This is a genomic window from Roseateles terrae (genome assembly GCF_014192155.1).
GTDB classification, from domain to species: domain Bacteria; phylum Pseudomonadota; class Gammaproteobacteria; order Burkholderiales; family Burkholderiaceae_C; genus Roseateles; species Roseateles terrae.
Genome location: NZ_JACHXO010000001.1, coordinates 1,125,985 through 1,150,181, shown reverse-complemented (window position 1 = coordinate 1,150,181; position 24,197 = coordinate 1,125,985). Strand labels below are relative to the sequence as shown.

Annotated in this window: 21 protein-coding genes and 1 tRNA gene; 18 read left to right on the top strand and 4 right to left on the bottom strand. The window is 65.3% G+C overall.

Going from position 1 to position 24,197, the window contains the following annotated elements:
• Positions 1-87 precede the first annotated feature (87 nt).
• From FHS28_RS04795 to FHS28_RS24040, 3 genes are all read right to left on the bottom strand, one after another.
• The gene (locus FHS28_RS04795) at positions 88-1,041 is read right to left on the bottom strand and encodes a PA2778 family cysteine peptidase (protein ID WP_184294156.1); all 954 of its coding nucleotides are present in this window, start codon (positions 1,039-1,041) and stop codon (positions 88-90) included.
• 138 nt (positions 1,042-1,179) lie between these two features.
• Positions 1,180-1,590 (bottom strand): PA2779 family protein, encoded by a 411-nt coding sequence (locus tag FHS28_RS04790; protein ID WP_221193703.1) that lies wholly within the window; start codon positions 1,588-1,590, stop codon positions 1,180-1,182.
• Between the two features lie 129 nt (positions 1,591-1,719).
• Entirely contained in the window at positions 1,720-2,961 is a 1,242-nt protein-coding gene (locus FHS28_RS24040; protein ID WP_246409487.1) for a serine hydrolase, read from the bottom strand.
• Positions 2,962-3,233: 272 nt separating this feature from the next.
• Here FHS28_RS24040 and FHS28_RS04780 point away from each other — a divergent pair, with 272 nt between their 5' ends.
• The 4 genes from FHS28_RS04780 to FHS28_RS04765 all read left to right on the top strand — a co-directional run bounded on the left by FHS28_RS04780 (position 3,234) and on the right by FHS28_RS04765 (position 8,208).
• Complete coding sequence (locus FHS28_RS04780) at positions 3,234-3,446, top strand: hypothetical protein (RefSeq protein WP_184294154.1); 213 nt, start codon at positions 3,234-3,236, stop codon at positions 3,444-3,446.
• Between the two features lie 165 nt (positions 3,447-3,611).
• Positions 3,612-4,280, top strand: coding sequence for a response regulator (locus FHS28_RS04775; protein WP_088448851.1), 669 nt, complete (start codon positions 3,612-3,614; stop codon positions 4,278-4,280).
• Positions 4,273-6,444, top strand: coding sequence for a sensor histidine kinase (locus FHS28_RS04770; RefSeq protein WP_184294152.1), 2,172 nt, complete (start codon positions 4,273-4,275; stop codon positions 6,442-6,444). The genes FHS28_RS04775 and FHS28_RS04770 overlap by 8 nt, the downstream gene beginning before the upstream one ends.
• Positions 6,445-6,828: 384 nt before the next feature.
• Entirely contained in the window at positions 6,829-8,208 is a 1,380-nt protein-coding gene (locus FHS28_RS04765; RefSeq protein ID WP_184294150.1) for a YuxH family protein, read from the top strand.
• On the opposite strand, the gene norR is transcribed toward FHS28_RS04765, so the two are convergent.
• Positions 8,174-9,955, bottom strand: a complete 1,782-nt coding sequence (norR, locus tag FHS28_RS04760; RefSeq protein ID WP_088448853.1) for a nitric oxide reductase transcriptional regulator NorR — start codon at positions 9,953-9,955, stop codon at positions 8,174-8,176. The two genes, FHS28_RS04765 and norR, sit on opposite strands and share 35 nt — an antisense overlap.
• A gap of 229 nt (positions 9,956-10,184) precedes the next feature.
• On the opposite strand from norR, the gene hmpA reads away from it, so the two are divergent.
• The 14 genes from hmpA (at position 10,185) to nuoG (ending at position 24,188) form a co-directional block, all read left to right on the top strand.
• Positions 10,185-11,366, top strand: a complete 1,182-nt coding sequence (hmpA, locus tag FHS28_RS04755) for an NO-inducible flavohemoprotein (RefSeq protein WP_088448854.1) — start codon at positions 10,185-10,187, stop codon at positions 11,364-11,366.
• Between the two features lie 282 nt (positions 11,367-11,648).
• On the top strand, positions 11,649-11,918 hold the full coding sequence (gene rpsO, locus FHS28_RS04750; RefSeq protein WP_088448855.1) for a 30S ribosomal protein S15: 270 nt from the start codon (positions 11,649-11,651) through the stop codon (positions 11,916-11,918).
• 245 nt (positions 11,919-12,163) lie between these two features.
• On the top strand, positions 12,164-14,296 hold the full coding sequence (gene pnp / locus FHS28_RS04745) for a polyribonucleotide nucleotidyltransferase (protein ID WP_088448856.1): 2,133 nt from the start codon (positions 12,164-12,166) through the stop codon (positions 14,294-14,296).
• Between the two features lie 6 nt (positions 14,297-14,302).
• The gene (locus FHS28_RS04740) at positions 14,303-15,310 is read left to right on the top strand and encodes an NAD(P)H-quinone oxidoreductase (RefSeq protein ID WP_088448857.1); all 1,008 of its coding nucleotides are present in this window, start codon (positions 14,303-14,305) and stop codon (positions 15,308-15,310) included.
• Positions 15,310-16,050: a triose-phosphate isomerase gene (gene tpiA / locus FHS28_RS04735; protein WP_088448858.1), complete on the top strand. Its 741-nt coding sequence runs from the start codon at positions 15,310-15,312 to the stop codon at positions 16,048-16,050. Before FHS28_RS04740 ends, tpiA begins: the two co-directional genes overlap by 1 nt.
• 44 nt (positions 16,051-16,094) lie before the next feature.
• Positions 16,095-16,496 (top strand): preprotein translocase subunit SecG, encoded by a 402-nt coding sequence (gene secG, locus FHS28_RS04730; protein WP_088448859.1) that lies wholly within the window; start codon positions 16,095-16,097, stop codon positions 16,494-16,496.
• A 133-nt stretch (positions 16,497-16,629) separates the two neighbouring features.
• Positions 16,630-16,714: transfer RNA gene (locus FHS28_RS04725), tRNA-Leu, on the top strand.
• 366 nt (positions 16,715-17,080) lie between these two features.
• Positions 17,081-17,440, top strand: coding sequence for an NADH-quinone oxidoreductase subunit A (locus tag FHS28_RS04720; protein WP_088448860.1), 360 nt, complete (start codon positions 17,081-17,083; stop codon positions 17,438-17,440).
• Positions 17,441-17,556: 116 nt separating this feature from the next.
• Positions 17,557-18,033 carry a NuoB/complex I 20 kDa subunit family protein gene (locus tag FHS28_RS04715; RefSeq protein WP_088448861.1) on the top strand — a complete coding sequence of 159 codons (477 nt, stop codon included), beginning with the start codon at positions 17,557-17,559 and terminating at the stop codon, positions 18,031-18,033.
• A 21-nt stretch (positions 18,034-18,054) separates the two neighbouring features.
• Positions 18,055-18,648 carry an NADH-quinone oxidoreductase subunit C gene (locus FHS28_RS04710; RefSeq protein ID WP_088448862.1) on the top strand — a complete coding sequence of 198 codons (594 nt, stop codon included), beginning with the start codon at positions 18,055-18,057 and terminating at the stop codon, positions 18,646-18,648.
• 2 nt (positions 18,649-18,650) lie between these two features.
• Positions 18,651-19,904: an NADH-quinone oxidoreductase subunit D gene (locus FHS28_RS04705; protein ID WP_088448863.1), complete on the top strand. Its 1,254-nt coding sequence runs from the start codon at positions 18,651-18,653 to the stop codon at positions 19,902-19,904.
• An 11-nt stretch (positions 19,905-19,915) separates the two neighbouring features.
• Complete coding sequence (locus FHS28_RS04700) at positions 19,916-20,449, top strand: NADH-quinone oxidoreductase subunit NuoE family protein (protein WP_088448864.1); 534 nt, start codon at positions 19,916-19,918, stop codon at positions 20,447-20,449.
• A 10-nt stretch (positions 20,450-20,459) separates the two neighbouring features.
• Entirely contained in the window at positions 20,460-21,830 is a 1,371-nt protein-coding gene (gene nuoF, locus FHS28_RS04695) for an NADH-quinone oxidoreductase subunit NuoF (protein WP_088448865.1), read from the top strand.
• Positions 21,831-21,854: 24 nt separating this feature from the next.
• On the top strand, positions 21,855-24,188 hold the full coding sequence (gene nuoG / locus FHS28_RS04690; RefSeq protein ID WP_088448866.1) for an NADH-quinone oxidoreductase subunit NuoG: 2,334 nt from the start codon (positions 21,855-21,857) through the stop codon (positions 24,186-24,188).
• Positions 24,189-24,197: the final 9 nt, after the last annotated feature.

Here is a 24,197-nt window from a genome sequence, read left to right as displayed (position 1 = left end):
CTCAGCGCGCCGCGGCCCACCTTGGGGTGTTGCGGCCCGGTGACGAATCCCGGCCAGCGGGGGAGCCGGTCCCCCGCACCAGCGGGTTTACATGCCCGCCGTGATCTTCTTCTGCAGTGACTTGTACTGGTCCAGTCGCGGACCGCCGAGGTCCACGGCGCGCTGAATGGCCAGCGACGCCTTGTAGCGATACCCCTGGTCCAGCATCACCTGCGCCAGGTTGTTCCAGCCATCGGCAATGTCCGGCCGCACATCGGTCAGGCGACCGTAGTACTTGAGCGCGGCGGCCTTGTCGCCGGCGTTGTAGGCGGTATTGCCAGCACCCATGAGCAGCACCGGTTCGCCGGGCCAGCGGGTGAGGGCGGTGAGGTAGCCCTGGCGGGCCGCTGCCGGATGCAGACGCTCCAGCGCGCTCAACGCGGCACCGGTCTGGGCACCGTCCAGCGATGCCGGCACCTGGTCCAGCGGCAGGGTGGTCATGGCCCAGTAATCGCCCCGGGCCCAGGTGCGTTCAAACACCGTCAGTTCGATTTCCTGGCGACGCGTCTTGCCGCTGTGCAGCAGCAGCATCCGCCGCTCACGGTCGTAGCCGACGGCCACGGCGTAATGCCAGACGGGATAGACGTCGAGCGACAAATTCTGGAAGACCACCACCGGATGACCCGCCGCCAGTTCGGACAGCAGCGCATCCAGGCGCGGCGGCAGCGGGTAGGCCGGTAGGCCCTGACGGCGCGTGGCCACCAGCATCTCGGTCTGCAGCGACCCTTGCCGGCCGGGCAGGAACACCTGCGGCTTCAGGCTCTCGATGGTGGCGCGTTTGCCATTGCTCTGCAGCAGCATGGCCAGGGCGGCAGGGCCGCATTCATAGTCATCCTGCGCAATGAACGGGGTGCGGGCGGACAGGTCCACCCGAGGGGGCAGATGGGCCGGCCAGTTCGACTCCAGCGCACTGACCTGTGGAGGTGTGCTGGCGCAACCGGTCAGCAGCAGAGGGGACACCACCAGACCACCCAGAACGGCCTTGAGCATCAAACGGCGCATGCGAAGCTCTCGCTCTCGAAAAACAACAGGGGCCGGTCGGGTGGACATCCCGCGCGGCCCCAGGGTCGGTGACTCCGCTTCAGGCGGACGCGGGCCGGTCGGCCCCTCACGCGATCGGCGGATCAGCCGATCAGCGGATCAGCGGATCGAGCGGGTGAACGGGAACACCTTGGTGAAGCCCAGGATGTCGGTCACCAGCAGGATCACGAACACGGTGAAGATGATGCCCAGCACGTCGCCGCCGGCCGGGGCCTTGGCGATACGGCCGTCCAGGGCGCGGATTTCGTCATCGGACATGGCGTCCACACGGGCTTGGGCGCTGGCGGCGTCCACGCCTTCATTCATCATCGCCTGGCGGACATCGCTGCGGGCGAAGAAGGCATTCACGCGGGCGCGGCTGTCGGCCACATTGCCGGTGCTCACCGGCTGGACCAGCGCATCGGTCGGCACGATCTGGGCCGAAGCGTGCATCGGCACCGCCATCAGCGAGCACGAAACGATCAGCGAAGAGGCAACAACGCGGGTGAAGCGGGAGATGGTGCGGCTCATGGTGGAGAGTCAAAAAGGGGAGGAGACTGGATGCTAGAAGCTCCCCGGCCTTTGTTACAAGAGTGCTTACCTTGAGTCACACTCCACGCAGCTGGTAGCCAACAGCTGCTGGCTGCCGCCGCCGTCTCTTCAGCTCAGCCTTACCTTGTGGTGCTTGCGGGCCGGTGCTGCACGTTCGGCCTGGGCCGGCTCGCCGGACAGGGTGCGACGGATCAGGGACGCATCCTGCAGGCGCTGCGCCGAGCCATCGGTGTCCAGCAGCACCACGGTCAGGGTGCGGATGCCTTGTTTGAGGCGCATCACCAGGCAACGGCCGGCTTCGTTGGTGAAACCGGTCTTGGACAGGCGGATGTCCCAGCCCTTGGCCCCGACCAGGTGATTGGTGTTGCGCAGCTCGCGGTCGCGGCCGCTGATTTCCACGGTGGACGACTTGACGCTGGTAATGCGGACGATGTCCGGATAACGCGCGGCTGCCATGGCGATGCGGGCCACTTCGGACGCAGTGGACAGGTTGGCTGGCGACAGACCGGTGGGGTCATTCAGCGTGGTGTGGGTGAGCCCCAGTGCCCGGATCTTGGCCTGCACCGCCGATTCAAACGCTGCGAGGCCGCCGGGGAAATGCCGCGCCAGCGCCGAGGCCGCGCGATTCTCGGAGGCGATCAGCGCCATCTCCAGCGCATCGGCGCGGGTCAGCCGGGCGCCCACCCGCACGCGGGACTTGCTGTGCTTGAGGCGGTCCACGTCATCGTCGTCGATGGTCAGCTCTTCCTGCGGATCCTGGCGGGCGTCGAGCACCACCATGGCCGTCATCAGCTTGGTGAGCGAGGCGATCGGCACGACGGCGTCCGGTTCCTTGGCGGCCAGCACCTGGCCGCTGTCGTCCATCACCACCATGTGCCGGGCGTGGACCGGCAGTGTGTCCATCGGCGAGGCGTCGGAAGGCTGGGCACTGAAAGCGGTGGCGCCTTGCAGCTCGGTCTTGTCCGCGGGTTGGACGGCCGCGTGTGAACCGTCTCCACGGCTGATCAACGGGACGGTCTGAGCGGCCGCGACGGTCGCGGCCTCTGCACCGGTCAGGGCCGCGCCCACGGTGCCCGAAGCCCGCCACGGCTTGTCATCCGTATCCGGCTGCAGGGACTCGGTGGAGGCGGCGGCAGTCGCAACGATCGTGGCCGTTGACGGTGCAGCCACACCCCCGGGCGCCAGAGCTACCGAGCCGCCGGGCGTTGGAATCACCTCGGTGACCATTCGCTGCTTCGGCGTGCCAGCGCTCATCCAGTGTGCGCCGGCCCACACGAGCAGGCCCACCGGCAGGGCGGACAGGGTGACGAGGGTCAGGCGTGAACGGGAACGCAAGGACGGCAGGGGCATGGCGGCGGACAACGGGGAGGTGTCGAAAAGCTTGTGCGATTGTGCTCGAAGCAGCTGCCCGCGCGCGATTCTTTGTCCATTCCTGGCTCGCCAAACGTGCTCATGACGCACTTACGTCAGCCGATGCGTGTGGCGTCGCACGTGTCAGCCCTCCGCGGAACCGTCTGACCTCGGCGCCTGACAAATCCCGGCCTAACAACAGATGGTTGTTATCGATTCAATCAAACCTGCTTAGTTCCCGACGCGCCCCGCCGTCGCGGCAAGCGATTCACATGAAAACTCTGCTCCACGCATCGATTCAGATGATCACCGCTGGTCTGACTTTCATCAGCCTCGGACGCTGGCTGGAGGTGCCCTCCATCCTTGCACTAGCACCTATTGGCTACCTCCTATTGGCAGGCGGCAGCCTGCTGCTGCTGGTCGTCGCCCTCGCTTGTCTGTCGATGCGATGGGAAACCCCCTGTTCTCAGGAGAGTCCTGACTGATTCAAGGCTTTCCGCTGCCGAGAGGAAGTTCGCTTTTCCGTGCGGGCCTCGCCGGTGACTGCCTAAGTGCGTCTGCATGCATGGGCAGTTGTTGGTTTTTGGCTGCCCGACACACTGGCTCCCCCTGCCGAACAGGCAACAAGGACAAGTCAAAGGAGAAGCAGCATGAGCATCGCTGTGGCCATCATTGAAGACGATCCCATGATCCTGAAACGACTGATCGACATCATCACCGCCAGCACCTTGTGCGAGGTGGTTGCCGTCGGCAGGAACCGCTCCGAAGCGGTGGCCGCCATCATGGCGGACCGGGCCGACCTCTATCTGGTGGACCTGGGGCTGCCGGACGTGGACGGCGTGGAATTGATCCGTTTGATCATCGAGAAATGCCGCGACGCGCGGGCCCTGGTCGTGAGCACTTTTGCCGACGGCAAGCATGTGATGCGCAGCTTGCGCGCAGGTGCTTGCGGTTACCTGCTGAAGGACGAGATTCACGCCGCACTGGTGGACAAACTGGTGTGTGCCCATAACGGTCAGGCGCCGCTGAGCCCGTCGGTCTCCCAGGCCCTGCTGGATCGGCTCCGGCAGCTGGAAAGCCACGCCCGGCCGCAGGTCGACCGGCAGAAGGTGCTGCTGGAGCTGGGGGTGGGGGAACGGGAATGGGAGGTTCTGCGACTGCTGGTGGAGGGATTGCCCATTGTGGACATCGCCCGTCGGCTGGAGATCTCGCCGCACACGGTGAACCAGCATCTGCGCTCGATCTATCGCAAGCTGGGCGTCAATTCCCGGGCACGTGCCGCGAGTGTGACCCGCTCGCTGGGAGTCATGGATGACTGACGGCCGACCCGTCCCGGACCGTCCGGACCGAGTGCCCCGCTGGGCGCGATGGACCCGCTGGACGCTCCTCTCCCAACCCCGCGCCTGGCTGGCCGCGGCGCTGGTGCTGGTGCCGATGGCCTGCACCAACCATCTCGCGGACGACCTGGTGGAGGTGACCGCCGCCCGGCGACTGCAGGTGGTGACGGCAGACACCGCCCAGGTGTTGCTGGACCAGGCGAATGTCAGCCTGCCCAGCCGGGTCGACAGCGAGCCCGGGGCGGGGCTGCGCCACATCAGCTTCGATATTCCGCTGGACCGCTACATGGCCGCGCCGCTGCCGGTCGAGCCTGGCCAGCGGCGCCCGCCGGGCCGGGCCCTGCTGTTCAGCCAGGCCATTGAGGGCATGGATGTCTATCTGAACGGCGTCTGGGTGGCGGGACTGCCGCGGACCAATCAGGCGGCGCGTTATCGCTGGAACCGTCCGCTGGTGGTGCCCCTGGCGCGCCGGCTGTTGCGGACGGATGGACCCAACACGGTGGTGGTGGAGCTGTCGAGTTACGAAGCCCGCACCCTGCTGCCTCCGATGTACGTGGGTAGTGTGGCCAGTGCGAACCTGGCTTTCGAAATGACCGCTTTCATCGGTAGCTCCATGGCGAATGCGTCCAACCTGCTGTGCCTGCTGGCAGGTCTGTTCTTGCTCGGGGCGGGCTGGGTGAGCCGGGGAGAGGGGCGCGCCTTTGCTTTTGCCGGGGCGCTGACCACCGTGTGGGCGGTGATGTTCTCGCTGGTCCTGACGCCCTACATGCCGGTGGCCTGGCAACCCGTGCGGGAGTGGCTGCAATATGCCTGTCTCGGCGGGGTGGCCATTCTGCTCACGCTGTTCGTGTTTGCCTTCATTGGGGAGCGCATGCCCACGGTCGCGCGGCGGGCGCTGTTTGCTGCGGCGATGTCGGTGCCGCTGATCTACCCGGTCGCCAATCTGTCGATGCGCGGCTGGATCGCCCAGTACTGGCTGCCGCTGCTGATGCTGTTCTATGTATATGCCACCGGGCGGCTGGCGCTGCATGCGGTGCGTACCCGGCGTCGTCCGGCCTTCCTGCTGCTGGCGCTGAACATCCTGACGCAGGTCTTCGCCTTGCATGACCACAACGTGGTGGCGCAGCTCTTCGCCTTGCCGGTGCCGGGTCAGGGCTGGTCACTCGCGCATCTGCTGGCCTCGCCGGTGCTGCTCAGTCATCTGACGCTGCCGCTGTTGCTGCTGGTCATGGGGCAAAGCCTGCTGGAGCAGATGCGGTCGCATGTGGAGCGCATCCGTCAGTCCAATGAGGTGTTGAGCAGCACGCTGGCGCAGCGGGAGCGGGAACTGCAGGTCAGTTATCAGCGACAGCGGGACATGGAGAACGAGGCGGCGGCGCAGTCCGAGCGGGACCGGATCTATCGGGAGTTGCACGACGGCATCGGATCGAAGCTGGTGACCACGCTGTTCAGCGTGAGGGAGCGCGAGATCACACCCCCGCAACTGGAGCAGCGGCTGCTGGACGCGCTGAAGGACCTGCGCGAGACGATTTCCGAGACCCAGCCACGGGAGACTCGGCCGATTCAGGACATCCTGTTTGGGTATGCCAGTGGCATGGATGAGGCGTTGAGCGGCGATCAATTCCATGTGGAGATCGACATCGCGGACGGACACGAAGTGGTGCTGCTGGGGGATGAGGCCCGCTCGCTGCTGCGAATCGTCGAGGAGACCGTGGCCAACACGGTCAAGCATGCGGGCGCGACGCGGTTGCGCCTGTCGATGGCGGTTGATGGGCGCAATGTGCTGCGGCTGTGCATCGATGACAACGGGCGCCTGGGTCCGCAGCAGCCGCTGGGTCCGGACGGCGTGCCCAGAGGGCTGATGGCGGCGCTTCAGCCGGCAGCCCACATCCTCTCGGGCGGACAGGGGCTCGCGGGCATGCGGCGCCGGGCACAGCAGATGGGCGCGCGCTATCGATTTGTGCGCACCCGCCATGGCGCGCATACCCGGGTGCACTTGCCGCTGGGCCCGCGCGCGCCGCACTGGCCGCGGTTCACTGACCCTGAGGGCGGCGCCGATGCCTCCGTCGCACAGGCGCCCCCAACCGAAACCCGCGACGATTCCTACCGGTCCCAGTCGGTGCTGGCTGAATCGTCGACGAGTTGAGTCATCGCCTGCTGATGGGTTCGTCGCGAATACTGGCAGTCCCTTCAAGATATGCCGGCCCGCGGGTGCACAACCCGGGGGACGCCGCCCACCATGCTGCCGTCTGCCTCCCTTGCCTCGCCGGGGCGCACCACCGATCCGGCGAATGATTCAACGACGGACCCGTTCCGTCTCCCGCCGCGTGCGCTTCCTGCCTCGCTGTCCCTCCCGCTTGCCCGTACGCGACCGGTTCCAGAGTCGCTTCCGCATGCATTGTCGAACTCACTGTCGGCCCCACTGTCGGACTCACTCTCCAACTCACCGCTGAAATCACTGCCAGACCCGAGCGGATGCAATCGCTCCCAATCCCGCTCGGTCGAATGGGGCCCCGGCGCAGCAGGACGCATGGCGCCCCGGTTCTTCCAGGGCACGGACCTGCGCTGGGTGCGCTTCGCCCGCCAGAGCATTGCGCAGGGCATGGTGGAGCCGATGGGGCAGGAGCTCCGCTTCCGCTGGGATCGGGGTCGAGACCGCCCGGACGAGCCGCCCAGCCCTTACGCCGTGTGTATGGCGCTGAGCCACGCGCTGCTCGATGGGGGCCTGAAGCACCATGCGGCGGGCTGCCTCTTTGTGACGCTGGACCATGCGGCGCTGCTCAGCAGTGTGGCCGACGCGCTGTGCGCGCCGCTGTTCGTCATCCAGTTGCCGGCGACCCTGCCGGTCGAGGAGGCGACGACCCGCCGCATTGCACAGCTGCATGCCGCCGGCTACCGATTTGCGCTGATCGAGCTGGGCGGCCCTGAGGATCCACGCTGGGCCTGGGCCCCGCTGGCGCGGTATGCGAAGTTGCCGGTGATGGGGTTGCCATCCTCCGCATGGGCGGGCTGGCTCCGGCGGGCTGCCTGCTTTGATCTGGAGGTCATCGCTGACGGCCTGCAAGCTCCCGCGGATTACCTTCGGCTGCGCCGCTTGGGCGTGCAGTTCTTCCAGGGGCCGATGATTCAGGCGTGGCAGGACGAGTCCGTTCGTGCGCTGCCCTGTTGTGACCTGCAAGTGCTGCACAAGCTCCATCGACTGGTGGAGCAGGGGGCATCCCGCGAGACGCTGGCGATGGTCGGAGCGACGGACCCGGCGTTGGTGATCCGCCTGTTGATGCTGCAGCGGATCTATGCCGGCAATGATGCGGCTGCGACTCTGATTACCGGTGTTGGTCGCGGCGCTCCTGCTTTTGCTGGTGCTGGTGCTGGTGCTGGCGCTGGCGCTGGTGCTGGTGCTGGTGCTGGTGCTGGTGCTGGTGCTGGTGCTGGTGCTGGTGCTGGTGCTGGTGCTGGTGCTGGCGCCGGCGCTGGCGCTGGCGCTGGCGGTGCTGGGTCGGGTTCGGGTTTCGGCGCGGGCACGGGCACGGGCACGGGTGGGGGCGGAGCTGCGGGCGCATCCTGTGGCACGCTGGCGGATGCCCTGGTTGGACTGCCCTATCGGGTGCTGGCGGGGTGGGTGCGCATACTTCGACACAGCTCGTTTGACCCGCAGGAGTCAGGGCGGGCGTGGTCGGCATCGGTGCGGGAGCAGATGTACAACTTCCGCGCGCGGCTGATCGGCGCCCGGCTGTGTCGCACGCCGCAGGAGCTGGAGGCCCGAGTGTTCGCGCTCTATCGACGGCTGTGCTCACCGGAAACATGGATGGCGATGACGCCGGATGGGGAGGGCGGATCGCAGGAGCATGCGGCGTGGGACGGGGGAGGGCCAGCCGTCAGCGACGATCGCCTGACAGGCCCCACTTCTTGATCAGGCGATGAAAGTTGCTGCGATCCATGCCGGCTTCGCGTGCGGCGGATGCCATCGAGTGCGGATGGCGTCGGAGCAGCGCTTCCAGCCATTGGCGCTGGAAGGCTTCGGTCGCTTCACGGAGCGTGGGCGCGAGGGTGGTGGGCGCGAGGGTGGTAGGCGCACGGGGCTGCGAGGGCTGCGAGGGCTGCGAGACGGGCTGCCAGACGGGATGCGCGACGGGATGCGCGAGCGGCTGCGAGCTGGAACGGGTCGCGTCGCCGGTGATGCTCTGGGGCGTTTCTCGACCGCTGTTGCGCTCCGCATGCGGAGAAAGATCTGCGTTGAGCGCTTTCCCGATCAAGTCTTCAGTAGGACCGGGGGCGCTGACGTTGACTGCGCCCGCCACTTCCGGGGTCAACGCGCTGGATACGCGACTCGCTCCCGGCCACAGTCCGAGATGTTCTGGCTCGATCGGCGTCCATCGCTGGGCGCGACCGCGCGCTTCCGCCCACGCGCGCAGCGCAGCCCGGCTGATGAGATGTTCCAGCTCCCGCACATTGCCGGGCCAGTCGTGATGCAGCAGGGCATCCCGCGATGCCGGAGACAGTCGCAGATTGCGCGCGCCCAGCCGGTGCTGGTTCTCCTCCAGGAAGACGCCCGCCAGCGCGAGCACATCGCGTCCCCGCATCCTCAATGGCGGCACATGCACCGGGTAGACCGCCAGCCGGTGATACAGATCTGCCCGGAAGCGGCCTGCCGCCACTTCGGCTCGAAGATCGCGGTTGGTGGCAGCAACCACCCGCACATCCACCCGCAGGGGCGCGTCACTGCCCGGGCGTTGTATGTCGCCACTCTGCAGCACCCGCAGCAACTTCGCTTGAACCGGCAGCTGCAGCTCTCCCACCTCATCCAGCATCAGCGTGCCGCCAGCGGCAAGTTCAAACTTCCCCATGCGGTCCTGGGTCGCGCCGGTGAAGGCGCCGCGGCGGTGGCCGAACAGCTCGCTGTCCGCGAGGGTCTCAGGCAGGGCGGCGCAATTCACCTGCACCAAGGGATGCTGCGAGCGCCGCGACCCCTCATGCAGCCGGTGGGCCACCAATTCCTTGCCCGTGCCGGTCTCTCCCAGAATGAGAACGGTGAGGTCCGACGGAGCGACGGTGTCCACTTCCTGCATCAGTTGCTGCCAGGCTGGGCTGCGACCCTCAGGCTGCCGGGTTTCCCGAACGATGGTGGCGACGGGTCGGGAGGCCGACCGGGGGCTGCTGCGTGTCCGAGGCTGGCCAGTCTCGTCCGAGGCCATGTGAACCGACGCCAAGGCTTCGACCTGCCCGGCAAGTCCAGACAAGGTTTCCGCCATCAGCGATTCATCGACGGCACCAAACGCTCCTGGGGTCAGGGCGTCAAAGGTCACCACCCCCCAGGCCTTCCCGCGGACGAACAGCGGCGCCCCCATGCAGTCATGCACGGGCAGCAACGCGTCCGCGTGCGACTGCGGATGGTCAATGAGCCCGTCGTAAGGGTCGGGCAGTCCGCAGTCCGGCGGGAACCGATGGAGCCCCGTGCGGGCCATCAAGGTCGCGAGCCGAGGGTGTCCGGCCAATGGAAACCGGCGGTGCAACGCTTCTTCCGTCAGACCGTGCACCGCCACCGCGCGCAGGGTGACGCCGTCGAGCTTCAGCAACGCTGCCGCGTCGCAGGGGAGCTGCCGAACGATGCGGTCGAGTGCTGCAGCGTATGCCGGCTGCCCGGTGGAGGTTTTGGTCAATTGTTGCTTCGTTGGACGGGGAAGGGGCTGTCGGAGCGACCACGCTCAATGTGGTTCAAAACACAACATCCACGCTGCTGGCAGTGTTTGTGTTGTATGCGAAACAACCTTTGTGCGTTGTTTATCAAACCACACTTTCAAAAACACCAGCCAGATCAAGGACTTGGCGACCCGGCCGTCGCTGGCACGAATGTTGAGAACCCACCTCCGTCAACACAAGGAGTTCCGCATGTTTTCGACCAGCACCGTCGCCCTCATCAAAGCCACTGTCCCGCTTCTTCGAGAACGAGGCGAAGACATCACCCGTCATTTCTACGCCTCCATGCTGGCGGAGCATCCCGAGCTCAAGGCCTTCTTCAACGAAGCGCATCAGGCCCATGGAACGCAGGCCCGGGCCCTGGCGGGGGCCGTGCTTGCGTATGCCACCCATATCGACCAGCTCGACGCCATTGCGCCGGCGCTGCCGCGCATCATTCAGAAGCATGCGGCGCTGGGTGTGTTGCCGGAGCACTATCCGATCGTCGGTCAATGCCTGCTGCGGGCCATCCGTACCGTGCTCGGCGAGGTGGCCACCGATGCAGTGCTGGATGCCTGGGCACAGGCCTACGGGGCCCTGGCGCAGCTGTTGATCGACGCTGAAGAGCAGGTCTACGCCGCCAACGCTGCGGCTTCAGGCGGCTGGCGCGGGGAGCGGCGCCTGCGCCTGATTCGCAAGGAAGCCGAAAGCGACATCATTACCTCGTTCTACTTCGCATCTGCTGATGGCAGCCCCCTGATGGACTATCAGCCCGGCCAGTACTTGACGCTGGTGCTGCATATCGACGGCAGGGATGTGCGGCGCAACTACTCCCTGTCCGACGCCCCGGGTCGCGGCTGGTATCGCATCAGCGTCAAACGCGAAGTCGGCGGCCGGGTGTCGAACTGGTTGCACGACCATCTGGCGGTCGGTGATGACGTGCGGGCGCTACCGCCCTGCGGTGACTTCTTGCTGGACGTCGAGTCTCCGCGGCCGCTGGTGCTGGTCACCGCCGGGGTGGGGGTGACGCCTGCGATGAGTATGCTGGAGGCAGTGGCGGCCAGCGGCCGCCCGGTGCACTTCATTCACGCGGCCCAGCACAGCGGCGTGCATGCCTTCCGCAGCCGGGTGGATGCGCTGGCCCAGGCCCACCCGAACGTGCAGCCAACCTATCTGTATGATCAGCCGCGCCCCGAATGCGCGCCGCACCGCGTGGGTCGTCTGAGCACCGAACTGCTGGCCGAGTTGCTGCCGCAGGACCGGAATGTGGACCTGTATTTCCTCGGTCCCAAACCCTTCATGCAGCAAGTGCTGGCCAGCGCCCGGGCGCTGGAGATCCCCGCGGGCCAAGTCCGTTACGAGTTCTTCGGCCCCCTGGAAGACCTCGCCGCCTGACTAGGCTATACTCCGCCTGTTTTGTTGCTCCGGGCTCATGGTCTGGCGCGGCAGAACAGCGAGCACGGCACGGGTCGGTTTCACCTGTGTCCGCAAGTCCCTCTCGGAAACCGCGCGCTTCAGTGCTGCAGCCTTGTCAGGCGGCGGTGCTTGGCGCCAGTGTGGCAGGGTCCCGCTTGTATGCCTTGGCGTCATCGCTTTGGCGGCAGGTGCGAGGCTTTTTCACGGTGTGGCATCCCGCCGGCGGACCTTCCGAATTCAATCCGGAACAAGGAACGCATCATGGCAATCGCCGATCTGAGCAAGGCCGACATCGTCAAGGCCAACGCACGTAGCGCCAACGACACGGGTTCTCCCGAAGTCCAAGTGGCTCTGCTGACCGCCCGTATCAACGAGCTGACCCCCCACTTCAAGCTGCACGCCAAGGATCACCACGGCCGTCGCGGTCTGCTGAAGATGGTCAACCAGCGCAAGAGCCTGCTGGCCTATCTGAAGAAGAAGGACGCTGACCGCTACACCGCTCTGATCCAGAAGCTGGGTCTGCGTAAGTAATCATCGCCTGTGAATGAAGAGCCTGTCTGGATCGATGCCAACAGGCTCTTTGTTCTTTCTGACGTCTCGTGCAAAGTGTTGTCTGCCGAGAGGTCTTTTGGAGTCGGGACTGACGTGGCGCTGCTGTGTCATTCCAGGGTGATTCGCGGTTCTGGCCGCAGTCACGCTGGAATGGCATCCCGCCAAACCCAGTTTCACTCCCGGTTGAGCCGCGCCGTGTGCGGTTGTTTATCTGAGGAGATGCAATGAGCATGTTCAACAAAGTCGTCAAGAGCTTCCAATGGGGTGCCCATCAGGTCACGATGGAAACGGGTGAAATCGCCCGTCAAGCCACCGGTGCCGTGCTGGTGAACATCGAAGACACCGTGGTGCTGGCCACCGTGGTCGCCCGTACCGAAGCCAAGGCAGGTCAGGACTTCTTCCCCCTGACGGTCGACTACCTGGAAAAGACCTACGCCGCCGGCAAGATCCCCGGCAGCTTCTTCAAGCGTGAAGGCCGTCCCAGCGAACTGGAGACCCTGACCTCCCGCCTGATCGACCGTCCGATCCGCCCGCTGTTCCCGGAAGGCTTCTTCAATGAAGTGCAGGTGGTGATCCACACCCTGTCGCTGAATCCGGAAGTGCAGGCCGACATCGCCGCCATGATCGCCACCAGCGCGGCCCTGGCCGTGTCCGGCATCCCGTTCAATGGCCCGATCGGCGCTGCCCGCGTGGGTTATGTCAACGGCGAATATGTGCTGAACCCCGGCAAGACCCAGCTGACCGAGTCCAAGCTGGACCTGGTGGTGGCCGGTACCGAAGCCGCCGTGCTGATGGTGGAATCCGAAGCCGACCAGCTGACCGAAGACGTCATGCTGGGCGCTGTGGTCTATGGCCACGAGCAAGGCAAGATTGCCATCAACGCCATCAACGAACTGGTGCGCGAAGCCGGCAAGCCGTCCTGGAACTGGGTCGCTCCGGCCAAGAACGAGCCGTTCATCGCCAAGGTTGCCGCTCTGGCGGAAGAGCCGCTGCGCGCTGCCTACCAGATCCGTTCCAAGCAGGCTCGCACCCAGGCTTGCCGCGAGGCTTATGCCAAGGTCAAGGAAGCCCTGACCGCCGAGAACGTTGAATTCGACGGCGTCGAAGTCGACGGCCTGCTGTTCGACATCGAAGCCCGCATCGTCCGCAGCCAGATCCTGGCCGGCGAGCCGCGCATCGACGGTCGCGACACCCGCACCGTGCGTCCCATCGAGATCCGCAACAGCGTGCTGCCGCGCGCCCACGGCTCGGCCCTGTTCACCCGCGGTGAAACCCAGGCCCTGGTCGCGGCCACCCTCGGTACCGACCGCGATGCCCAGGTGATCGACGCCCTGGCCGGTGAGTACTCCGAGCGCTTCATGCTGCACTACAACATGCCCCCGTTCGCCACCGGCGAAACCGGTCGCGTGGGCAGCCCCAAGCGTCGTGAAATCGGCCACGGCCGTCTGGCCAAGCGCGCCCTGGTGGCCGTGCTGCCGACCAAGGAAGACTTCCCGTACTCCATCCGTGTGGTGTCGGAAATCACCGAGTCGAACGGCTCGTCGTCGATGGCTTCGGTCTGCGGCGGCTGCCTGTCGCTGCTGGATGCCGGCGTGCCCCTGAAGGCGCATGTGGCCGGTATCGCCATGGGCCTGATCAAGGACGCCAACCGCTTCGCCGTGCTGACCGACATCCTGGGTGACGAAGATCACCTGGGTGACATGGACTTCAAGGTGGCCGGTACCACGGCCGGCATCACCGCCCTGCAGATGGACATCAAGATCCAGGGCATCACCAAGGAAATCATGCAGGTCGCCCTGGCTCAGGCCAAGGAAGCCCGTCTGCACATCCTGGACAAGATGGTCGGCGCCATGGGTTCGGCCAACACCGAGATCTCGCAGTTCGCGCCGCGTCTGTACTCGATGAAGATCAATCCGGAGAAGATCCGTGACGTGATCGGCAAGGGCGGCGCCACCATCCGCGCGCTGACCGAAGAAACCGGTACGCAGATCGACATCGCGGAAGACGGCACCATCACCATCGCTTCCACCGACGGCGCCAGGGCAGAACAGGCCAAGAAGCGCATCGAGGAAATCACCGCTGAAGCGGAAGTGGGCAAGGTCTACGAAGGCCCGGTCACCAAGATCCTGGACTTCGGCGCGCTGGTCAACATCCTCCCGGGCAAGGACGGTCTGCTGCACATCAGCCAGATCGCCCACCAGCGCGTGGAGAAGGTGACCGACTTCCTGAGCGAAGGCCAGATCGTCAAGGTCAAGGTGCTGGAAACGGACGAGAAGGGCCGCATCAAGCTGTCGATGAAGGCCCTGCTGGACCGCGATGCGCCTGCGCAAGGCCACTCGGAAGGCGCTGGCGAGTAAGTCGTCATGAAAGCCATCGCCATCAGCCAGCCCGGCGGGCCGGAGGTTCTGCAGCTGGTCGAGCGTCCTGATCCCGTCGCCGGGGTCGGGGAAGCGCTGATCCGTGTCGCGGCCTACGGCATCAACCGGCCGGATGTCCTGCAACGCAAGGGCGCCTACCCACCACCACCGGGAGCGAGTGATCTCCCCGGTCTGGAGGTGGCGGGTGTCATCGAAGCCGGCGATGCCGACGCCCTGAAGGCCGCGGGTCTTCAGGTCGGCGACGCGGTCTGTGCGCTGGTGGCGGGTGGCGGTTATGCCGAGCTGTGCGTGGCGCCGGTGGCGCAGTGCCTGCCGGTACCCGCTGGATGGAGCATGGAAGAGGCTGCCAGCCTGCCGGAGACCTTCTTCACGGTGTGGAGCAATGTCTTCGAGCGTGCGCAGCTGCAGCCAGGCGAAACCCTGCTGGTGCATGGCGGCAGCAGCGGCATTGGTGTCACGGCCATTCAACTGGCCAAGGCGCTGGGCTCGCAGGTGCTGGTGACGGTAGGCAGCGATGACAAGGCCAAAGCCTGCGTCGCGCTCGGTGCCGACCATGCGATCAACTACCGCGAGCAGGACTTCGTGGCGGAGGTGAAGACCTTCACCGAGGGCCGCGGCGTGGATGTGATCCTGGACATGGTGGCGGGCGCCTACGTCGCTCGCAATGTCGAATGCCTGGCCGATGACGGCCGTGCGGTGATCATTGCGGTGCAGGGCGGGGTGCAGGCGGGCTTCGACGCCGGCCAGGTGCTGCGCAGGCGCCTCACGGTCACCGGCTCCACGCTGCGTCCGCGCTCGCTGGCCTTCAAGGCCGGCATCGCCAAGGCGTTGCGTGAACGGGTGTGGCCGCTGCTGGAGCAGCGCAAGATCCAGCCAGTGCTGTACCGCCAGTTGCCGGCTGCCGAAGCGGCCAAGGCCCATGCACTGATGGAGTCCGGCGAGCATGTCGGCAAGATTGTGCTGCGCTGGCACACCAAGACGGAGAAGCATTGATGCGCAAGAAACTGGTAGTGGGCAACTGGAAGATGCATGGCACCCGTGCATCCAATGCCGTGCTGCTGGCAGGCCTCAAGGAAGCCGGTCCCTGGAACGCCCAGGTGGCCGTGTGCGTGCCGTTCCCCTACATCACTGAAACCGCGCTGGCCTTGACCGGTCAGCGGGTGGCGTATGGCGCCCAGGATTGCTCGGCACACGAGCAGGGCGCCTACACCGGCGAGGTGTCCTCAGCCATGCTGGCGGACATCGGCTGCCGTTATGTCATCGTGGGTCACTCCGAGCGTCGCGCCTATCACCAGGAAAGCGACCCGCTGGTGGCCGACAAGGCCAAGGCTGCGCTGGCGCATGGCATCACGCCCATCGTCTGTGTGGGCGAGACGCTGGCCGAGCGCGAAGCGGGGCGTACCGAAGAAGTCGTCAAGCGCCAACTGGCCGCGGTCATCCACACCCTGACGCATTGCATCGGGGAAATCGTGGTGGCGTATGAGCCGGTCTGGGCGATTGGCACCGGTCTGACGGCCACGCCGGAGCAGGCGCAGCATGTGCATGCGCTGCTGCGTCAGCAGCTCAAGGCGGCCACGCAGAAGGCCGACCAGATGCAGATCCTCTACGGAGGCAGCGTCAAGCCGGACAATGCGACCCAACTGTTTGCCCAGCCCGATATCGACGGCGGCCTCATCGGAGGCGCCGCATTGAAGGCTGCTGATTTTGCGGCGATCTGCCGTGCTGCCGGCTGAATCCACCGGCTGAAGGTCCAAAAGGGTTCTGGAGAAAGAAGCAAATGCAAGTGTTGATGAATCTGGTGCTGGTGCTGCAGCTGATTGCTGCCCTGGCGATGATCGGTCTGGTGCTGGTGCAGCACGGCAAGGGCGCTGACATGGGCGCTTCCTTTGGCAGCGGTGCCTCGGGCAGTCTCTTTGGTGCCACGGGAAGTGCCAACTTCCTCTCGCGCAGCACCGCAATCGCAGCTACGATCTTCTTTGTCTGCACACTGGCCCTGGCCTATATGAGCAGCCATCGCGAGTCGGGTCTGGGCGGTTCCACCGCCGCCGAGCGTCTGCTGGAGCAAGGGGCTGCCCCCGCGCTGCCGGCGTCTGCCGCAGCCCCTGCCGCATCGTCCGCTGACGTGGTCCCGGGCGCTGCACTGTCTCCGGTGGCACCTGCCTCGGCCGCATCGAACTGATCGAAGTGGGCGGCTGGCGTAAGCTTCTCGACAAAATCGCTTCAGATCACTATTGAGGTTCAGAAAGCGGTATAGAATGCGAGGCTGTCTGAAACGCGAGCCGTCAAGACAAAGTCACTGAGAGGTGACATAAGCCGACGTGGTGAAATTGGTAGACACGCTATCTTGAGGGGGTAGTGGCGAAAGCTGTGCGAGTTCGAGTCTCGCCGTCGGCACCAGAATCAATCGGCCTGCCAAGGTATCCAGACCTAGCCCCAAAGCCGGGTTTCTTGAAACTGAACGCAGGTGGATGTCTTCGAGGCTTCTGAATTACGGGTGTAGTTTGGAAGGTTGAGAAGACGAGGCGGGCGCGGTCCGTAGGCGATACATCGTTATCGCTCACGGCGCGCCCGTTGTTTTTGCCGAAAGTTTGCCGAGTTCCGGCGGCGGAGGTTTCTTCGCACCGGATGACGCTCGGTGACCCGTTGGAAACCTGTTCGGAATGGGGCTGTCTGTCGGGTACCTGCATTGCCTGTGGTTCTTACAGGCCTGCAGTGCATGACCTGCGTTGACTGTCCTTCCGGCATCAAGCGAAGAGCAACGTCGTGAGCCTGGAACAATACCTGCCCGTCATCCTTTTCATTCTGGTCGGCGCCGTGGTGGGTATCGCACCCCAGGTTCTCGGCTTCCTGCTCGGCCCCCGTCGTCCTGACGAGGCCAAAAACTCCCCTTATGAATGCGGCTTCGAGGCCTTTGAAAACGCGCGAATGAAATTCGACGTGCGTTACTACCTCGTCGCCATTCTCTTCATCCTGTTCGACCTGGAAATCGCCTTCCTCTTCCCCTGGGCCGTGTCCCTGCGCGAAGTGGGGTCTGCCGGCTTCTGGGCGATGATGGTGTTCCTGGGCATTCTGGTCGTGGGTTTCGCCTACGAATGGAAAAAGGGCGCCCTCGACTGGGAATGACCGGCTGCTGAGCCACCAACAGTGCGCAGGCCTCCCGGCAACACCGGCAGGCCTGTGGTGCGGTGGGGAAGGGCAGGGCGCCCGACCCCATGCTTTCGAAAGATTGGGATTTCGATATGGGTAACGAAGGCGTAATGAAGGAAGGCTTCCTGACCACTTCCATCGACGTGCTGGTGAACTGGTCCAAGACCGGCTCCCTGTGGCCGATGACCTTCGGTCTGGCCTGCTGCGCGGTGGAAATGATGCATGCGGGTGCTGCCCGTTATGACATCGACCGCTTTGGCATGCTCTTCCGCCCCAGCCCCCGTCAGTCCGACCTGATGATCGTGGCCGGCACCCTGTGCAACAAGATGGCTCCGGCCTTGCGCAAGGTGTATGACCAGATGGCCGAGCCGCGCTGGGTGCTCTCCATGGGCTCCTGCGCCAATGGCGGTGGCTACTACCACTACAGCTACTCGGTGGTGCGCGGCTGTGACCGCATCGTGCCGGTGGACGTGTATGTCCCGGGCTGTCCCCCGACGGCCGAGGCGCTGCTCTACGGCATCCTGCAGCTGCAGGCCAAGATCCGCCGCGAAAACACCATCGCGCGCTAAGCACTTCAGCCAGCCAAGCACATGAGCAAACTCGATACCTTGCAGGCGGCGCTTGAGTCCGTCCTGGGTGGCCAGATCGTGGCCCTGAAGCGCGAACTCGGTGAGATCACCCTCACCGTGGCCGCCAAGGACTATGCCAACGTGGCCAAACTGCTGCGTGACCATTCCGAACTGCGCTTTGAACAGCTGATTGACCTCTGCGGCGTCGACTACAGCGCCTACAAGGACGGCGCCTGGGAAGGCCCGCGCTTTGCGGTGGTGGTCCACCTGCTGTCGATCAACAAGAACTGGCGCCTGCGCCTGAAGGTCTTCGCCCCGGAAGACGACTTCCCGGTGGTGGCCTCGGTCAACCCGATCTGGAATGCTGCCAACTGGTTCGAGCGCGAAGCCTTCGACCTGTACGGCATCATCTTCGAAGGTCACGAAGACCTGCGCCGCATCCTGACGGACTACGGCTTCATCGGCCATCCGATGCGCAAGGACTTCCCGGTGACCGGCCACGTCGAGATGCGCTACGACCCGGAACAGAAGCGGGTGGTCTACCAGCCGGTGACCATTGAGCCGCGCGAGATCACGCCCCGCGTCATCCGCGAAGACAACTACGGCGGACTCTGATCATGGCCGAAATCAAGAACTACACCCTGAACTTCGGGCCGCAGCACCCGGCCGCCCACGGCGTGCTGCGTCTGGTGCTGGAGCTGGACGGCGAAGTCATCCAGCGCGCCGACCCGCACATCGGTCTGCTGCACCGCGCCACCGAAAAGCTGGCCGAGACCAAGACCTTCATTCAGTCGCTGCCCTACATGGACCGTCTGGACTACGTGTCCATGATGGCCAACGAGCATGCCTACTGCCTGGCCATCGAAAAGATGCTGGGCCTGGAAGTGCCCGAGCGCGCCCAGTACATCCGCGTGATGTTCGCCGAGCTGACCCGCATCCTGAACCACCTGCTGTGGCTCGGGGCGCACGGCATCGACTGCGGCGCGATGAACATCCTGATCTACTGCTTCCGCGAGCGGGAAGACATCTTCGACATGTACGAAGCAGTCTCCGGCGCCCGGATGCATGCGGCTTACTTCCGTCCGGGCGGCGTCTACCGCGACCTGCCGGACAGCATGCCGCAGTACAAGGTCAGCAAGATCAAGAACCAGAAGGCCATTGACCGTCTCAATGAGAACCGTCAAGGCACGATGCTGGACTTCATCGAAGACTTCTGCAACCGGTTCCCGGCCAACGTCGACGACTACGAAACCCTGCTGACCGACAACCGCATCTGGAAGCAGCGGACGGTCGGCATCGGTGTGATGTCGCCCGAGCGTGCCCTGAATCTGGGCCTGACCGGCCCGATGCTGCGCGGCTCCGGCATTGCGTGGGACACCCGCAAGACCCAGCCCTACGACGTCTATTCCAAGATGGACTTCGACATTCCGGTGGGCACCAACGGCGACACCTACGACCGCTATCTGGTGCGCGTCGAAGAAATGCGCCAGTCCAACCGCATCGTGCAGCAGTGCGTGAAGTGGCTGAAGGCCAACCCGGGTCCGGTGATCACCGACAACCACAAGGTGGCCCCTCCGTCGCGCGTGGCGATGAAGAGCAGCATGGAAGAGCTGATCCACCACTTCAAGCTGTTCACCGAAGGCTTCCGCGTCCCCGAGGGCGAGGCGTATGCCAGCGTGGAGCATCCGAAGGGCGAATTCGGCATCTACATGATCAGCGATGGAGCCAACAAGCCCTACCGCCTGAAGATCCGCGCTCCGGGCTATTCGCATCTGGCCGCGCTGGATGAGATGGCGCGTGGCCACATGATCGCTGACGCGGTGGCCGTGATCGGCACGATGGACATCGTGTTCGGTGAAATTGACCGTTGAGTGGTGACGCGATGAGCAGCACTGAAATTGTGAAGACCGCCGGCACCCCGTTTGTGCTGAGCGACGCCACGCGGGCCCGCTTTGCCCGCGAAGTGGCCAAGTACCCGGCCGAGCAGGCGCAGTCGGCCGTGATGGCCTGCCTGTCGATCGTGCAGCAGGAGCAGGGCTTTGTGTCCCGCGAGGCGGAAGATGCGATTGCCGCCTACCTCGGCATGCCGGCCATTGCCGTCTACGAGGTCACGACCTTCTACAACATGTACAACCAGCGCAAGCTGGGCCAGTTCAAGCTGAACGTCTGTACCAACCTGCCGTGCCAGCTGCGCGACGGCCAGAAGGCGCTGGACCATCTGTGCGGCAAGCTGGGCGTGGAAGAGGGCGGCACCACTGCCGACGGCCTGTTCACCGTGCAGAAGAGCGAATGCCTGGGCGCCTGCGCCGATGCGCCGGTGATGCTGGTCAATGACCGCCAGATGTGCAGCTTCATGAGCCATCAGCGCCTGGATGAACTGGTGGATGCGCTGAAGGCGCACGCTGCCAAGAACTGAGGGAACGCGCATGAACATCGATCTCTCCAAGTGGCAATCGACGGGTGCCGAGACCTGCTTCCATGACCGTCACCTGGGCCCGCAGATCTATGCGGACCTGAATGGCAAGAACTGGTCGATCCAGGACTATCAGGCGCGTGGCGGTTATCAGGCCCTGCGCAAGATCCTGGGCCAGGACGGCGGCGAAGGTCTGACGCCGGACCAGGTCATTGCCGAGGTGAAGGCTTCGGGCCTGCGCGGTCGTGGCGGCGCCGGTTTCCCCACCGGCCTGAAGTGGAGCTTCATGCCCCGCCAGTTCCCGGGACCGAAGTACCTCGTCTGCAATTCGGACGAAGGCGAACCGGGCACCTGCAAGGACCGCGACATCCTCATGTTCAACCCGCACATCGTCATCGAAGGCATGGCGATCGCGGCTTACGCCATGGGCATCCGCACCGGCTACAACTACATCCACGGCGAAATCTTCGAGGTGTACGAGCGCTTCGAAGCCGCCCTGGAAGAAGCCCGTGCGGCCGGCCTGCTCGGCGACAACATCCTGGGCAGCAACTTCAGCTTCCAGCTGCATGCGCACCATGGTTTCGGCGCCTACATCTGCGGCGAAGAAACCGCGCTGCTGGAGTCGCTGGAAGGCAAGAAGGGCCAGCCGCGCTTCAAGCCGCCGTTCCCGGCCAGCTTCGGCCTGTACGGCAAGCCCACGACCATCAACAACACCGAGACCTTTGCGGCGGTCCCCTGGATCATCCGCAACGGCGGTCAGCCCTACCTGGAAATCGGCAAGCCGAACAACGGCGGCACCAAGATCTTCTCGGTCTCGGGCGACGTCAACCGTCCCGGCAACTATGAAGTGCCGCTGGGCACCTCGTTCGAGAAGCTGCTGGAGCTGGCCGGCGGTGTGCGCACCGGTCGCAAGCTCAAGGCGGTGATCCCGGGTGGTTCGTCCGCCCCGGTGCTGCCGGCCGACATCATGATGCAGTGCACGATGGACTATGACTCCATCGCCAAGGCCGGCTCGATGCTGGGTTCGGGCGCCGTCATCGTGATGGACGACTCGCGCTGCATGGTCAACAGCCTGCTGCGCCTGTCCTACTTCTACGCCCACGAGTCCTGCGGCCAGTGCACCCCCTGCCGCGAAGGCACCGGCTGGATGCACCGCGTCATCGAACGCATTGCCCACGGCAAGGGCCGCATGGAAGACATCGACCTGCTGAATTCGGTGGCCGACAACATCCAGGGTCGCACCATCTGCGCCCTGGGCGACGCCGCAGCCATGCCGGTGCGCGCGATGATCAAGCACTTCAAGCATGAGTTCGTCGCCATGATCGAGCAGGCCCAGTCTTCCCCTTCCCAACCGCGTCATGCCCTAGCCGGGTCGCTGGCCTGATACCGGAGCCGCTGAGAACAAGCTATGGTTGAAATCGAACTCGACGGCCGGAAGGTCGAAGTGGCTGAAGGCAGCATGGTGATGCATGCCGCCGAAAAGGCCGGCACCTACATCCCGCACTTCTGCTATCACAAGAAGCTGTCCATCGCCGCCAACTGCCGCATGTGCCTGGTGGACGTGGAAAAGGCGCCCAAGCCGCTGCCTGCCTGCGCCACGCCGGTGACGCAGGGCATGATCGTGCGCACCAAGAGCGACAAAGCCATCAAGGCCCAGCAGGGCGTGATGGAGTTCCTGCTGATCAATCACCCACTGGATTGCCCCATCTGCGACCAGGGCGGTGAATGCCAGCTGCAGGATCTGGCCGTGGGTTACGGCGCCGGCAAGTCGCGCTACTCGGAAGAGAAGCGGGTGGTGTTCCACAAGAACGTGGGCCCGCTGATCTCCATGGAGGAGATGAGCCGCTGCATCCATTGCACCCGCTGCGTGCGCTTCGGCCAGGAAATCGCTGGCCAGATGGAACTGGGCATGGCCCACCGCGGCGAGCACAGCGAGATCCAGACCTTCGTCGGTCGGACGGTGGACTCCGAGCTGTCGGGCAACATGATCGACATCTGCCCGGTCGGCGCGCTGACCAGCAAGCCCTTCCGCTACAGCGCCCGCACCTGGGAACTGTCGCGCCGCAAGAGCGTCAGCCCGCATGACTCCACTGGCGCCAACCTGGTCGTCCAGGTCAAGGGCAATGAAGTCCTGCGCGTCGTGCCGATGGAAAACGAAGCGGTCAACGAATGCTGGATCGCCGACCGCGACCGCTTCTCGTATGAATCGCTGAACAGCGACGAGCGCCTGACCACCCCGATGCTCAAGCAGGGCGGCCAGTGGAAGCCGGTCGACTGGACCACCGCGCTGGAATACGTGGCCAATGGCCTGAAGCAGATCAAGTCCGAGAAGGGCGCTGCCGCCATCGCCGGCCTGGGTTCCGAGCACAGCACCGTCGAAGAGCTGCATCTGCTGGCTCAGCTGGTGCGCGGCCTGGGCAGCGAGAACATCGACACCGCGCTGCGCGCGGCCGATCCGGCCTTCCGCGCCGAAGCCGGCAAGGCCTTCTGGCTGGGCACCTCGATCGCCTCGCTGTCGCAGCTGGACCGCGCCTTCGTGGTCGGCTCCTTCCTGCGCAAGGACCATCCGCTGTTTGCGCAGCGTCTGCGTCAGGCCGCCCGTCAAGGCGCGCAAATCCTGGCCCTGGGCGCCGCTGAAGACAACTGGCTGATGCCGGTGGCTTCCCGCATCACCGCCGCCCCGAGCGCCTGGGTGCAGGAACTGGCCGGTGTGGCTGCGGCCATCGCCAGCGTCAAGGGCGGCAGTGCGCCGGTCGCTGGTGAAGCGACGGACGCTTCCCGCCGCCTGGCCGACGCTCTGCTGTCGGGTGAACGCAAGGCCATCCTGCTGGGCAATGCCGCCGTGCAGCATCCGCAAGCCTCGACCCTGCTGGCCCTGGCCAACTGGATCGGTGCACAGACCGGCGCCAGCGTCGGTGTGATGGGTGCCGCCGCCAACACCGTCGGCGCACAGCTGGTGAAGGCCCGTCCGGGCCAGGGTGGCCGCTCCGCCGCCCAACTGCTGAACGACCAGCCGGCCAAGGCCCTGGTGCTGCTCAACACCGACCCGGTGCTGGACGGTGCCAACGCCGCCGCTGCGGCCAAGGCCGTGGCTGCCGCCGAGATGGTGGTGGTGCTGAGCCCGTTCAAGACCGGTCTGGACTACGCCGACGTGCTGCTGCCCGCCGCGCCGTTCACCGAGACCTCGGGCAGCTTCGTCAATGCCGAAGGTCGCCTGCAGAGCTTCGTTGGTGTGGTGAAGGCCCGCGGCGAAACCCGTCCGGCCTGGAAGATCCTGCGCGTGCTGGGCAATTTGCTGGGCCTGTCCGGCTTCGAGTTCGACAGCTCCGAACAGGTCCGCAATGCGGCCCTGGGCGTCAGCACCGAACTGAGCGATCGTCTGAGCAACAACGTGCAGGCGTCCGCTGCGTCCGCGTCCTCGGCTGCCCAGGGTCTGGAACGCCTGACCGCCGTGCCGATCTACGCCACCGACGCCCTGGTGCGACGCGCCAGCTCGCTGCAACTGACCCGTGATGGCCGCGACGCCGCTCTGGTCGGCCTGTCGCAAGCCCTGTGGAACGAACTCGGCCTGCAAGGGCAGGGCGCCCAGGTTCGCGTCACGCAGGCCGGTGCCGGCGAAGCCGTGCTGGCCGCGCAGCTCGACGCCAGCCTGGCCGCCAACGTGGTGCGTGTGCCCGCCGGTGTGCCGGAAACCGCCGCGCTGGGTGCCCTGTTCGGCGCCGTCAGCGTGACCAAGGCCTGAGGACGAGAC